The following is a 15,057-nucleotide window of genomic DNA, read 5'->3' as shown; positions in this document are numbered from 1 at the left end:
TGAAAACAATTTCGGACAATAAAACCATCTCATTATATATTTTTTTGTTCGCGAAACGAGCATACCCAAGTTATAAGCCCTTAAGTTTTATCATTTACTTACTTATTATCGTTTAGTTTAAATTGACGAACTAGATCACAAATGTTCAAATTGTAATGTGCATCATTAAAGGTCCTTGCTGTGAAAAATAAGTTTCTGAATTTTATTTTAGTTATCGCGATTGTATTACAATCGTTTGGAGCTATTGCCAATTCACAAGAAACGCATGAATTAGATGTACAACATCTCCAAACAGAACATTCACATGAATCTGATGATCAAGTGGTTGATAACGACCTATCTACAGACAATGAACATAACGTTAAAGATTGTCATCACTGTGGACACTGTCATGGATTTCATACTCAGTGGCTCGTTCAAACTGAAAATTTTACTGAGCGTCAAAATCAGATAGAACATCAGTATAGATATTTATCTCAATATTCAAACCCTCTTCACGATAACCCAATAATCCCCCCTATAAGTTAACTCTGTTAAAACCGCTCAGTTTAGCTGAGCATCTTTATATTCGTGTCTACTTACGATTTTACTGTCGTCAGTTAGCACTATTTAAATAAATATGAGTTTAATTTATGAAAATATTTTTTCAAAAAAATATTGGCGCTTTACTATGCGTCAGTATGTCTTTGGCTATTGTAATTAATATACAAAGAGTCAATGCACAAACAACATCGACGTCTTGGGTGTCGGTGCAAATAAACAAACACCCCGATATTATTGCCGCTAAAGAAGAACTGAATGCTGTTTTTTCAACCGCAGAGGGAGACAAGCAACCGCTTTATAATCCTGAATTAGAGACAGGTTATGAACGAGAAGGTGATGTTAATAATTATTCAATTGGTATTAATCAAACTATTGACTGGTGGGATAAGCGAGCAACAAAAGAACAACAAGCTAACTTTAGCTTAACTCAAGCGAGTGCTCACTTTAATTACCTTGTTCAAGAAAAAACAGCGCAAGCTTTACAAGCGTTAGTTACTTGGCAAGCAGCCAAAAAACAAGCTGTTATCGCCCAAGCACAAGAAAAGCAGTTAGGGATCTTACTTAATATCGTTACCGACCGTCAAAAAGCAGGTGATCTTGGACAAGTGGATACCGAACTCACTTTTTTAAGCTTAACGCAAATGTTGAATGTCACTGCAAAGGTACAAGTGCAATTAAAGCAAGCAGAAGCTCAAGTTAAGGAGCTACTAAGAGATTGGGCGCCGGATAAACGTGTTCTACCTGCGCAAGGTTTAAGTATCACCAATGCTCAATTTTCAACTCAATGGCTTCAACAACACCCTTTAGTTCTAGAGGCAAAAGCACAATGGAAAATTAGCAAAACTGATGCGCAACTCGCGTTATTAGAAACTAAAGCCGAGCCAACTATTGGTATTAGTGCGGGTAAGAATGATCGAGAGAATGTGCTAGGCGTCACTTTTTCAATGCCGTTAAATATCCGTAATGACTTTTCGGCACAAGCTAGGGCTGCAAACCAACAAGCCATTGCCGCAGAAGCTAATTTTCGCGCGATATACAGGAAACAAAAATATGAAATTCAATCAGCTACAGACACGTTAAAGACCTACCAACAAAGCTATCAACGATGGCAACAATTGATGAATGGCAGAGGGAAACGTAGTGGCGATTTACTGCAAAAGCAATGGCAAAGCGGTGATGTAAGCACTACCGAGTATTTACTCGCATTACAACAACGTGCTCAAGGTCTTAATGCAGGTATTGAATTACACAGTAAATTTCAGTTAAGCCAAATCGATTGGCTATTACAAGTGGGACAAATAAAGACTGTGCTCCAGCAATTATTTCAGCCTTGAATAGTAAAGGCACGCTCAATAATAAATTAATAGTCAATGAACAAATTTTGGAAATAACATATGAATAAGCAAATTAAATTATTAGCTATTGCCGCACTTTTTTGTGGAATAACAACCATAAGTCCTGCGACATTTGCAAATGTTCAGTCGGCTGAAAAAGCCGAAAAGCATAAGGCCGAAAGTCATAGTAAAGAGCATCTTGAAGAACAAAAAGACGATGGGCACGAAGAAGATAAAGACGATGGGCATGAAAATAAAAATGAACACGAAGAAGAAGGTGCGGGAGTTAAACTTTCAAAGGAGCAATTAAATTTAGCAGAAATTAATATATCCGTACTAGAGCCTCAGGCGATGTCTTATAGTATTTATGCTCAAGGTGAGATAAAGGCTAATGATTATACCAGTTATATAGTCTCGCCAAGAGTGGATTCAGTGATACTCAAACGCCATGTTGCTTTAGGTGACCATGTTGAAATTAATCAGCCCTTGGTTACCTTGTTTAGTGAGTCAATGGCTGAGGCGCAAGCTAGCTATAGACTCGCCGATTCAGAGTGGAAACGAGTGCAAAAACTGGGTCAAAAAGCGGTTGGTGACAAACGATTTATAGAAAGTCAGACCGCTTTTGAGGTTGACTTAGGACGTTTATATGCGTTTGGCTTATCTGCTGACGCTATTACCTCTTTGGCAACCAATACTAAAAAATTGGGTCAATACACCTTAAACGCAGAGATTTCTGGCGCGGTATTATCTGATGATTTTCGCCAAGGTCAACGCATCGAATCCGGTGGTACTTTATTTGAATTGGCTGATGAGAGCACGTTATGGGTTGAAGCACGTTTAGCGCCTTCGATGGAACTGGACTTGCCCAAAAACTCAAAAGCGCAAGTAAAAGTGGCTGATAAAATATACCTAGCTACTGTCACTCAAAAAGCTCATACCATAGACCCTATCACGCGCACGCGCATTATACGTTTGACGGTTCAAAACGACGATCATCAGCTTCATCCAGGGTTATTTGCCGATGTCTATTTTGCCTTTGAAACTGACAAAAAGGTCCTGGCTGTACAGGAAGAAGCATTAATGCGGAGTAGTGATGGTGACTGGATGGTATTTGTTGAAGAAAATGGTGAATTTAATGGAGTAGAAATTGAACTAGGCCGACAACTTGGCGCATTACGTGAAATTAATGGTTTACCCGCAGGCACTAAAGTCGCCACAACGGGCGCTTTTTATATTGCAGCGGAAATTGCCAAAGGCAGCTTTGACCCTCATAACCATTAATTTATTGATAATTGGAGAACTAAAACATGTTAAATCGTTTGATTGACTGGTCTGTTACTAACCGATTATTGGTCATTATTGCCTTGATTGCGTTAACGGCTTCGGCCATCTTTATTATTCCACGTTTGAATTTGGATGCGTTTCCAGATGTGACCAACGTGCAAGTGGCCATTAATACCGAAGCCCCAGGTTTAGCTTCAGAAGAAGTGGAACAACTCATTACCTTTCCAATAGAAGCGGTAATGTATGCATTACCTGATGTCGAAGAAGTACGCTCTATTTCTAAAACAGGTTTGTCGGGTATTACAGTTGTTTTTAAGGAAGGCACAGATATTTATTTTGCCCGTCAATTAGTTTTTGAACGATTGCAATCAGCAAAAGAATTGATCCCTGAAGGTGTTGGTACGCCTGAAATTGGTCCAAATTCGTCTGGGTTGGGTCAAGTTTATCAGTATTTATTGCTCGCCGATGAAGACTCTGGTTATGACAGTACGTCACTTCGAAGTCTAAATGATTGGGTGGTTAAATTATTATTGATGCCCGTAGACGGTGTTACTGATGTTTTAGCCTTTGGTGGCAATGTAAAACAGTACCAAGTAAATATTAATCCATCACGTTTACTGGCTTACCAATTGACCCAAGAAGATATAGCTAACGCATTAGAAGATAATAATGATAACGCGGGTGGCTGGTATATGGATAGAGGCCAAGAGCAACTGATTATTCGAGGTGTGGGTTGGTTAAGTAGTAATAAAAAAGGTATAGAGGAATTAAAACAAATCCCGGTTAAAACAATTGAAGGTACTGTTGTTTACCTTGCTGATGTGGCCACTGTTGAATTTGGTAGCGAAATTAGACAAGGCGCAGTCACTATGACTAAACGTATTGGTGCTAAAGGCGTTAAGTCTCTGGGTGAAGTGGTATCTGGGATTGTATTAAAGCGTATGGGCGCGAATACCAAAGTTACCATTGATGGGATAAAAGACCGGATACCGCTAATTCAACAAGCTTTACCAAAAGGGGTTACTTTTGAACCTATCTATGACCAAGCAGACTTAATCGAAAAAGCGGTTAGTACGGTCGTTCAAGCATTGATAATGGCTTTTATCTTTATTGTTATTGTATTGGTACTTTTTTTACTGAATGTACGCGCGGTTTTACTGGTACTTATTTCTATCCCGCTTTCTGTTGGTATGGCATTAATGATTATGGCTTACAGTGGCTTGTCTGCGAATTTAATGTCACTGGGTGGTTTAGCGGTTGCTATTGGTATGATGGTAGATGGTGCGGTGGTGATGATGGAAAATATTTTCAAACATCTCAGTCAGCCAGACCGTCGTCATGAAAGAAAGCATGACAGTGAGAACCCTTTTGATGTCGAAAAAGATATCAATGTTAGTTTGCGTATACAAATTGCCGCTAGGGAAGTAGCTAAACCGATATTTTTTGCTGTAACAATTATTATGGTGGTTTTTGCGCCTTTATTTAGCTTAGAAGGAGTCGAAGGTAAACTATTTCAACCCATGGCTATTAGTATTATGATTGCTATGGTGGCGTCTTTAGCCGTATCCCTCATTGTTGTACCTGCCTTGGCAAGTTACCTGTTTAAACGAGGTTTTAAAGCGCGAACCAGCCCTTTCGTTAGTGTGCTAGAAAAATTTTACCGTCGTAGTTTAACCAAAGCAATGAATGCAAAGAAAGTGGTTCTTATAGGGGCTGGAGCCTTGCTTGTTGGTACGTTATTTCTAGTGCCGCATTTAGGCACTGAATTTGTGCCAGAGCTTGAAGAAGGCACTATTAATTTACGGGTAACAATGGCCCCTTCAACCAGCTTAGCGACGGCCCTTTCAGTTTCCCCTAAATTGGAAAAAATATTACTTGAATTTCCTGAAGTTACTTCTGCTACCAGTCGTATTGGCCGAGCAGAAATTGGTGGCGATCCAGAGCCAGTGAGTAATATTGAGATCTATATTGGTCTCAAACCAACCCCTGAGTGGACGAGCGCAAAAACACGCCAAGAACTACAAGGATTAATGGAAGAAAAGCTTGAGCAATTTCCTGGTTTACTACTGAATTTTTCTCAACCTATAGCGACAAGAGTAGATGAATTACTTTCGGGTGTTAAAGCACAGTTAGCAATAAAACTATTTGGTGCAGATCTCGATATTCTTGCTCAGCAAGGTCAATCCATTGTTAATGCCATTCAAGGTGTTGATGGTGCAAGGGATATAGCTATGGAGCCAATAACAGGCGAATCTCAGTTAGTCGTTAGACCAAACCGTCGTCAATTATCTCGATATGGTTTATCGGTTGGTGATGTCATGAGATTAGTGCGTAATGGTATCGGTGGTCAGGAAGTAGGACAAGTCATTAATGGCAATGAACGTTATGATATTTATCTGCGGATAGGCAAAGCGTTTAGAGATCAGCAACAAGCTATTGCTGATTTACGACTACAAGCCCCAACAGGTGCATGGGTACGGCTAGGTGATGTTGCCGATATTGCCATTGAATCTGGTCCTCCTCAGGTACGTCGAGATGATGTTCAGCGACGCGTCGTTATTCAAGCTAATGTACAAGGACGAGACATGGGTAGTGTCGTAAAAGATATTCGAGCAGCAATTGAGCGTAAGGTTGATTTACCTCCCGGTTATTCCGTTGATATCGGTGGACAATTTGAAAATCAACAAAGGGCACAACAAAGACTCGCTATCGTTGTACCACTTTCTATTGCCATGATAGCGCTGTTATTATATTTTGCTTTTGCCAGTGTTAATCAAGCCATGCTCATCCTCGTTAATTTACCTTTAGCTATGATTGGTGGGGTTGTCGCCTTATATATTTCTGGTCAATACCTATCTGTACCTAGCTCGATTGGTTTTATTACCTTATTTGGTGTTGCTGTTCTTAATGGTGTGGTTATGGTTGAAGCAATTAATTTACGCATTCAAACAGGTACGGAAAGTATTGCCAAAGCCGTTTACGAAGGCGCTGTATCAAGGCTTCGTCCAGTACTGATGACAGCGATTACTTCCGCCCTTGGTTTGATACCTATTATCATGTCAAATGGTGTAGGCTCTGAGATACAACGACCATTAGCCACAGTCATTGTGGGAGGTTTGGTCACCGCAACTTTCTTAACTTTATTTGTTCTCCCCGTACTTTATGCTTGGTTTTCAAAAGGTCGGATTGAAGAAATGAGAAGGTAGTTCTACTTGGTTAAAGTAAATATAACTTTTTACTTTAACTAGATATCTCGTAGGTATTCGCTGCGGGATATCAATTTATAGGAGAAAGTAATGTCCGACAAATTACATCAACACCCAGCTAGCCATGGACACAGTCATATTCCTAAAGATATGTCTTCAAGTCGTATTGGCTGGGCATTTATACTAAATGTTTGTTTTACTATTATCGAATTTATTGGCGGCTGGTTAACCAACAGTACCGCAATCATGGCGGATGCGGTTCACGATTTAGGAGATAGTTTATCCATCGGTCTCGCATGGGGATTAAATAAACTCAGCAAGAAAAACCATGATGAAATGTTTAGTTACGGCTACCACCGTTTTTCTTTACTTGGTGCGCTTATTAACGGCGTTGTCTTAATCACGGGGTCAATTTGGGTGTTAACCATATCATTCCCTCGATTGTTATCACCAGAAATGCCTGATGCTCAAGGCATGCTGTGGTTAGCGATATTAGGGGTGACTGTTAATGGTTATGCTGCCTTCAAATTAAGTGACGGGAAAACATTAAACGAACGTGTACTTAATTGGCATTTACTGGAAGACGCTTTAGGTTGGGTAGCTGTGTTAATTGTCGCTATCGTCTTAATGTTTATCGAACTGCCAATACTTGATCCCATACTTTCAATCGGATTTACGTTATTTATTCTTTTTAATGTCTTAAAAAATCTCCGCACTGCAATACGTCTATTTTTGCAGGCAACACCAGAGCAAGACATGCAAGAAAAAATAAGAAATGAATTATCAACATTGAAGTTTGTTAAAGATATTCATCATTTTCATTTGTGGTCCCTTGATGGTGAAAGGCATGTACTTACGGCTCATTTAGTAGTGAACCATTATTTTGATAAACAAGAATATATTGAAATAAAGCATGAAATATCAACACGACTAAGCCCGTTTCATCTTGAACATACAGCTTTGGAATTTGAGTTTGTCGACGAAATATGTAGAGACTCAAAAAACAATTAGAAATATTTTCAAAGATGAAAAGATATTTTAACTACGCCTGTTACAGGCTCGTTGTTTTGAGAGAACCTCTTTCTCTTACTAGTGTGGATACTTTAGATCTACTACAGCAGCATGCTGACGAATCGCCACCGGCAGCAATGAGCTTGCAGCAGTTATAGAAATTATTCTCGTTCTACAACTGTATTTGATTTTTTGATCATGATATGAGTCTCAAAATAAATTTTGAAACGGCTGCTATGGCAATGATTATCGAAATTAACTTTCGACCTGCGTAAGTCAACTAAAGGGTACAGTCGACTTTTACCTATACAAAAAAATTCAAACTTTTTCTTCTGCTCTTGCGTTGCGTACCAAGAAGTCAGGTTCCAACGTTATTTGGCATGTTTTTGATACTTTTTTAATCAATAAAGCTTACTGCCAAATTTGTTGCCATCTTTATCCACAAAAGCCTATTTATGCTCAACGGCATAAGTAGGCTTGCATGGGATGTTTGTGTCGATTTTTATTCAGCTTCTATATCTGCTTAGATGTTGCTATTAGCACTTGTTAAACTTTTTTCTTATATTTTAAATCGTTCTACTAAGCTATCTAAGTTCATGGCCATTGCCGTTAACGATTCACTTGAAGAGGCTATGCGGGTTGATATTTGTGCACTGCTTTCTGTACTATCACTAATTGCATGCACATGAGTATTAATTTCACCAACGACCGCGGCTTGCTCTTCTGTTGCCGTGGCGACCTGAGTATTTAAATCAGAAATTTGTTGAATATTTGCAACAATTTCATCGAGTGCTTCTGTGGTCTGCTGAGCATCAGTCACCCCAATTTCGGCAGTCTCTTTACTTTCTCTTATACCCTCTACCGCTCGCTTAGATTCCGTCTGTAACAGGTTAATCATTTTATTAATTTCATCTGTTGCCTCGCTGGTGCGCTTCGCCAAGTTGCGTACTTCATCAGCGACAACAGCAAAACCACGACCCTGTTCGCCAGCACGAGCTGCCTCAATGGCGGCATTTAAGGCCAGCAAGTTTGTTTGCTCTGAAATGCCACGAATAACATCGAGAACACTACCAATTGCATTGCTCTTATCCGCTAACGACGCAATAGTAGTAGATACTGACTCCATCTTCTGAGCCATCTGGTAAATATTTTCAGTGGAATCTTTAACAATAATTTGTGCATGCTTAGCTTGAGTTGTTGCTTCACTTGTCGAGTCTGCTGCATGGGCGGCATTTTCGGCAATTTCGCTGATTGTTGAACCCATTTGACTAATGGCCGTTGCAACTTGCATTGCGATATCACGCTGACTTTCGGCATCTAATCTTGACTGCTCTGCATCTTGAGAAACTTTGATAGCTGCTTGGCGAACATTTTTCGATGTTGTAGACACATCATTAACCACAGCATGTATTTTATTGATAAAGGTATTAAAGCCATGAGCCAAACGCGATACCTCATCACTACCGCTTTCACTTAGTCGGTAACTAAGATCGCCTTCTCCATCACCTAACTGACTGAATACTCGAGCAAGATCGTTAATAGGTTTGGTTAAACTTTTTGCTAAAATGATACTGATAAAGATAAACACAACAACAATAATACCAAACCATATCAGCATATAATTTCGAGATTCGTTCAATGCTAAGTAAAGCTCAGCTTTTGGAACTTCTGCAACTACATACCAGCCAAGGCTTGAGATATAGCTAGTCGCAATGATTAAGTCTTCGGTTTCTTGGAATGCAAACTCTTTTTGGGATAAAAGAATTTGAGCGTTTATATTATTATAAAGATCAGTGAGTTTTGTTTTGTCACTTTTTTCCTTATCTTTATGAATTTTCACTAACCCTGAATCATCCACAAGATAAACAAAGCCAGATTCTTCAATTTTAAAGCTATTTAAATAACTCACCATGTCATTAAATGACTTTGACAACCCGGATATACCTCTTCCGTTAAGCTGCTGGTAGTTGATAAATACATCTACATTACCATTAGGGTATGCGTAGGTACTCGCGGACTCTTGTTTGTTTCCATTGGTGAACGCAAAAAACCAACCATCAATATTGTCATCTTTAAGTACACGAAGAAAACCATCTTGGTTCCAATATTTAGCTGTTTTACGATCGGCAAAGGATGCATTACTCAAGTTGTTATCTTTAGCTATTTTATCTAGCATTTTTATAACGTTAGCGTCATTGTCTGCATTCGCACCAGACTTTATCCAATCAAGCAAAAAGGGGTTTGTTGCAATTGATTTTGTCAGCACTTTCATTTCTGAAATTTCTCCATCTACAGCATTGCGAACGCGCAGCAAAAGGTTAGGTAAGTCGGAATGCTGTAGTCGAGAAATAAGTAGCTCTTTAGCTTTTGAGTGACCGACAAACCCGACGATGCTGGTAGATATCACGACAGCCATTAACATGGCAATCACCAGTTTAGATCGGATAGAAAGGGTGGTAAAAAATCTCATCAAATAGTTCCTATGGGTAAGTTTTCTGTAGACTTTGCTGTTACGGCGATTTGACAATAAAACTCTGTTATAACAAGCGTTCGCTATAAATTTTTTCAAGCTTAACATGTGCTTGTATTTTCAACATTAAAAAAACAATAATTTAGCTATAAATTCGACATGAGCTGATACTGATGTTATCTAATTAGCACCAGCAAAAATCTATTATTTTTTGTCTGCCGCTATTGAGGTGGATTAACTGACTACAAACCCGCTAGGCATTAAAACAAAGCAGTTTAATAGACAGGTTGCCTAATAACGTTTTAGCTCTATTTGTAGTAGTAAATTATGATGGTGTTTTTGATAATAAAGTGTACTGAGCTTCATTATTGCAAAGGTTACAGTGGTAAGTGTTATGGCGGCAAAGCTTAGCGCAATTATAAATTTGATTAAGTTAGATTATTTGACGTTCTTGCTTAATATTCTAGTGCTTTGGCTGGTTAATAAACTTTAGATTTAAAGCGCTTTTTAAGCATTGATATTATGGTGTTAAGCAGTTCTTTAGAAAATTTATTGGGTCAATCTAGATGAGAAGCGAGGTGTTAATAAACAGCGTTTTATTTAAGAGGTGATAATGTTTTCATCAAACTTGTGCAGTGTACTTAACAACACTACACAAGTTAAGGTTAACAGTTAAAGCAGAAAATTACTCTTCAGATACCGAGCGAAGTAAGGCGTTAATACCTACTTTAGCACGTGTTTTTGCATCAACTTTTTTAACGATTATCGCTGCATATAAGCTATAGGTACCACATTTAGAGGGTAGGTTACCTGGCACAACAACTGAACCTGCTGGTACTCGACCGTAATGCACTTCGCCAGTTTCTCGGTCATAAATACGGGTACTTTGACCGATATAAACGCCCATTGAAATTACGGCACCTTCTTCAACCACAACGCCTTCTACAATTTCTGAGCGAGCGCCAATAAAGCAATTGTCTTCAATGATGGTTGGTCCCGCTTGTAGCGGTTCAAGTACGCCGCCAATGCCAACGCCACCTGATAGATGCACGTTTTTACCAATTTGTGCACAAGAGCCAACAGTTGCCCAAGCATCTACCATACAGCCTTCATCTACATAGGCACCAATGTTAACGAAACTTGGCATTACTACAACATTTTTGCCAATATAACTACCGGTACGCACTGACGCACCCGGTACAACTCTGACACCATCTGCAACAAAATCGGCATGGCTATAATCAGTATATTTCATCGGCACTTTATCGAAAAATGTGCTTTCTGCACCGTCGATAACTTCGTTATCCCAAATTCTAAATGAGAGTAACACTGCTTTTTTCAGCCATTGGTGTACAACCCATTCACCCGCAATTTTTTCTGCAACGCGCGCTGAGCCATTGTTTAATGCCGCTAATGCATCTAATACCGCTTGTTTTACCTCAGTAGATACAGTGGCAGGCGTAATGTTCATACGCTCTTCGAACGCTTGTTCAATAATTGTTTGTAATGCTAACATCAAAAATTCCTAGATTAATTTGCTAAAGTTTATCGGTGACTATCAGCGCAAAGCATGTTTTCTAATACGTTTTTTTGCTCTGTGGTTAGTATTTTATTGTCATTATTTGAAATGGTAAAAACATCCTCAGCTTTTTCGCCAAATGTGGTGATTTTAGCTGAATGTATTTGTATGTTACATTTTTGAAAAATAGTAGCAATATTAGCCAATAAACCGGGATGATCTAAAGCCACTATTTCTAATATCGTCCGGTTTTTTGCTGTACCGTCTATAAAACTCACATGTGTTGGCACTTTAAATTGGCGAAAGCGTTTCGCTAAAGGCTTAGGCTTGATACGGATTTCTTTTGACGCTAATTTAACGCTTAATGAGCGCGCTATGGTTAGGGCCCTAGCACTATCATTAATGGCTTTATTACGGTTATCTAAGACCACAAAGGTGTTAGCAGTGAAGCCAGACTTGTTAGTGGTTATTTTTGCATCATGAATGGACAGTTTTTTCGCGCCAAGTAATGAAACAATATTGAAAAATATATTAGGTTTATCTTTTGTATAAACAAATACTTCTGTGCCACCGCGATAAGGTTTTGGACTAATAATGACCAAGGGCTTAACTTTGTTGTGCGACAAAATATTCTTAGAGTGCCAAGCAATTTGTTCAGGGGAATAACGCAAAAAGTAGTCGGCTTTAAACTCTTTCCATAATTGTTTTAAGCGTTCTTGATCGAGCGATTCTACTTTTAAAATTTCAATAGCTTGTTGTTGATTTTCTCTAATTTTTGCTCTTAAATCCACTGGCTTTTCAAGACCACGTCTAAAGGCTCGTTTAGTACTATAATATAAATCTTCCAGTAGATTAGCTTTCCAACTATTCCATAAACTTTCGTTGGTGGCACGCATGTCAGCGACAGTTAAACAGTATAGATAGTCTAAGTGAGCTTCGTCTCGTACAATCGCGCCAAAAGTTTTAATGACTTCAGGGTCAGAAATATCTCTGCGCTGAGCGGTAACTGACATTAATAAATGTTTTTCTACTAGCCAAGCGATCATTCGACCATCGTGATCACCCAATTTATGGATTTTAGCAAAGTCTAACGCGTCAATCGCACCAAGTTTTGTATGATCACCACCACGACCTTTTGCAATGTCGTGAAATATACCAGCAAAATATAATAGTTCAGGTTTACGTACACGTTGAACAATTTTACTGCACAAAGGGTATTGATCATTATATTTTACTTGGCTAAAACGATACAAGTTTTTCAATAAACGAAAACTATGCTCATCGACAGAGTAGGCATGAAATAAATCAAATTGCATTTGGCCAACAATATTTCGCCATAGCGGTAAGTAAGCACCAATAATAGAATGGCGATGCATAAGCGTAAAGGCCAAACCTAAACCACGAGGGTGTTTAACTAAGGCGACAAAGATTTCCCGGCAGCGAGCATAGTCAATCATGCCGGAGACTAAACGCCGGCGCGCATTACGCATTAAGCGTAAAGTCTCTGGATGCAAGTCAGTAATTTCTTTATGTTGGGCAATCAGTAAAAACATTTCCATGATCATGGTTGAACGGGTGAAAACTCGTTTATCACAGACCTTGATTTGACCATCGATAATGACAAAGTCATCGTTAAGGACTATTTTTTTACTGTGTTTTTTTTCATTTAATATAGCGTATTCAAAATGCTGCAATAGCATTCTATTTAACTCTGAAACACGCGATATAATACGGAAAAATCGCTTCATCATCCGCTCGATAGCAAGCTTGCCACCATCGCCAAAACCCATTAACTCAGCAACATCAGCCTGGTAGTCAAACAGTAAGCGGTTTTCATTACGCCCAGCGATAAAGTGCAATGCACAGCGCATGCGCCATAAATAATCTTGACACTCAAGCAGTTCAAAAAACTCATTAGTGGTGAGGTAGTTATGGTCAATCAATTGCTCAAGCGTATCTGCCATAAAATGGCGTTTGGCGACCCAGCCAATAGTTTGAATGTCGCGTAAACCACCAGGGTTCGCTTTCAAGTTAGGCTCGAGGGTATAAGAGGCACCATGGTATTGTTGATGACGTTGATACTGCTCATTACGCTTGGCAAGAAAAAACTTTTCAGAGGTCCAGAATATATCTTCAATCAATAAGGGTTGTAGTTGAGATACTAAGGCTTTGTTACCACAAATTTGTCGTAATTCCATCAAATTTGTCGCGATGGTAACGTCGTCAATTGCTTGGTTTAGACATTCTTTTATGCTGCGAACACTATGGCCAATATCCAGCTTTACATCCCAAAGCTGGGTAATAAAGGCGGATATTTTTTCAGCTAAGTCATCGGCTACGACATTTTGGGTAATTAATAAAATATCAACATCTGAATAGGGATGAAGTTCTTTACGACCATAACCGCCAACAGCAGCCAAACTAATTTGAAATTCATCTAAATGGTGTTGACACCAAAGCTTAGTTAAAATTAGATCAACATAAAAAGCCCTAGCGGCAACAAGCGAGGTAACTTCACTAATGGGAAACTGCTCTTTTTGCCACTGAAGAAATTCATGACTCAGTAAACATATTTGTGAACTACTTAATGAAGGGGCACTAATGGCGAGAGCCTCAATGTACTTCTCTGGAATTAATGATGATGTATTCAACAATTAGCTCTCATATTTAGCTCTCATAATTTTTATTGATATAAATATTACCATTAGCTTTTAATTTATAATGACACTAATGGTTACTCGGTTACTCGGTTACTGGCTTATTAAGCATTTAATTATGTAATATTCGGGCAATGGTGTCATCTTTGCGTAAGGTTAATATTTCGCAACCCGTTTTGGTCACTACAAGGGTGTGTTCCCATTGTGCCGATTTTTTACCATCTAAGGTATATACCGTCCATTTATCTTCTTTGTCGAGCAAGGTATTAGCACGACCTAAATTGATCATAGGTTCGATGGTAAAGCACATACCTTCTTGCATCTTTTCGTTGTCATTATTTTTATAATGAACAATTTGCGGTTCTTCATGGAATTCTGTGCCTATACCATGGCCACAATATTCTTTGACTATCGAATAACGACCCGATTTTTTGATGAATTTTTGAATAGCCGTGCCTATTTCACCAAAGGTATTGCCAGGCTTAACTTTTTTAATGCCGATATAAAGTGCTTCTTGGGTAATACGACAAAGACGATTATCTTCAGCAGAAGTTTCGCCAATTAAAAACATTTTACTGGTGTCACCGTGGTAGCCATCTTTTATCACGGTAATATCAATGTTGATAATATCGCCATTAACTAAAGGCGTGTCATTGGGAATGCCGTGGCAAACTACGTGGTTAACCGAAGTACAAATGGACTTTGGAAAATGATGGTAATTTAAAGGTGCCGAAATGGCATTTTGTACTTTGTCAGTAAATTCAGCACATAAAGTATTAAGCTGGTCGGTTGTTGCGCCAGCCTGAACGTGAGGTTCGATCATTTCCAATACATCTGCAGCAAGTTTTCCCGCAATTTTCATTTTTTGAATTTCTTGCTGATCTTTAATCGTTATTGTCATAAAACCTCAAACGTGAATCTGTAAATAATGTGATTATGATAAATTAATTAGCTACTCATTGTATTGTAATAAACTGTATTGCAATAAAATTAGGTCGTAGGTAAATAATAATTATGGGTGATTTTACCTGCT

At 38.7% G+C, this 15,057-nt stretch carries 9 protein-coding genes; 5 read left to right on the top strand and 4 right to left on the bottom strand.

The genetic code is table 11. The features are described from left to right. Positions 1-180 precede the first annotated feature (180 nt). The 5 genes from H4J54_RS00850 (at position 181) to H4J54_RS00830 (ending at position 7,378) form a co-directional block, all read left to right on the top strand. On the top strand, positions 181-528 hold the full coding sequence (locus H4J54_RS00850) for a DUF2946 domain-containing protein (protein ID WP_182188941.1): 348 nt from the start codon (positions 181-183) through the stop codon (positions 526-528). Between the two features lie 104 nt (positions 529-632). Further along, a complete protein-coding gene (locus H4J54_RS00845) occupies positions 633-1,877 on the top strand; it encodes a TolC family protein (protein WP_182188940.1) in 1,245 nt (414 codons plus the stop codon). A gap of 60 nt (positions 1,878-1,937) precedes the next feature. Then, on the top strand, positions 1,938-3,158 hold the full coding sequence (locus tag H4J54_RS00840; RefSeq protein WP_182188939.1) for an efflux RND transporter periplasmic adaptor subunit: 1,221 nt from the start codon (positions 1,938-1,940) through the stop codon (positions 3,156-3,158). Positions 3,159-3,184: 26 nt separating this feature from the next. Next, positions 3,185-6,367, top strand: a complete 3,183-nt coding sequence (locus H4J54_RS00835) for an efflux RND transporter permease subunit (protein ID WP_182188938.1) — start codon at positions 3,185-3,187, stop codon at positions 6,365-6,367. 90 nt (positions 6,368-6,457) lie between these two features. Beyond that, positions 6,458-7,378 (top strand): cation diffusion facilitator family transporter, encoded by a 921-nt coding sequence (locus H4J54_RS00830; RefSeq protein ID WP_404851883.1) that lies wholly within the window; start codon positions 6,458-6,460, stop codon positions 7,376-7,378. Positions 7,379-7,937: 559 nt separating this feature from the next. Here the strand turns inward: H4J54_RS00830 and H4J54_RS00825 are convergent. The 4 genes from H4J54_RS00825 to map all read right to left on the bottom strand — a co-directional run bounded on the left by H4J54_RS00825 (position 7,938) and on the right by map (position 14,925). Further along, a complete protein-coding gene (locus tag H4J54_RS00825; protein WP_182188937.1) occupies positions 7,938-9,848 on the bottom strand; it encodes a methyl-accepting chemotaxis protein in 1,911 nt (636 codons plus the stop codon). 685 nt (positions 9,849-10,533) lie between these two features. After that, positions 10,534-11,364, bottom strand: a complete 831-nt coding sequence (gene dapD, locus H4J54_RS00820; protein ID WP_182188936.1) for a 2,3,4,5-tetrahydropyridine-2,6-dicarboxylate N-succinyltransferase — start codon at positions 11,362-11,364, stop codon at positions 10,534-10,536. A gap of 29 nt (positions 11,365-11,393) precedes the next feature. Further along, a complete protein-coding gene (gene glnD, locus H4J54_RS00815) occupies positions 11,394-14,018 on the bottom strand; it encodes a [protein-PII] uridylyltransferase (protein WP_259366960.1) in 2,625 nt (874 codons plus the stop codon). 118 nt (positions 14,019-14,136) lie between these two features. Beyond that, on the bottom strand, positions 14,137-14,925 hold the full coding sequence (map, locus tag H4J54_RS00810; protein WP_182188934.1) for a type I methionyl aminopeptidase: 789 nt from the start codon (positions 14,923-14,925) through the stop codon (positions 14,137-14,139). Positions 14,926-15,057: the final 132 nt, after the last annotated feature.

Origin of the sequence: Colwellia sp. MB3u-8, assembly GCF_014076985.1 — a bacterium.
Taxonomy (GTDB): Bacteria; Pseudomonadota; Gammaproteobacteria; order Enterobacterales; family Alteromonadaceae; genus Cognaticolwellia.
This window is presented reverse-complemented; position numbering and strand designations above follow the sequence as displayed.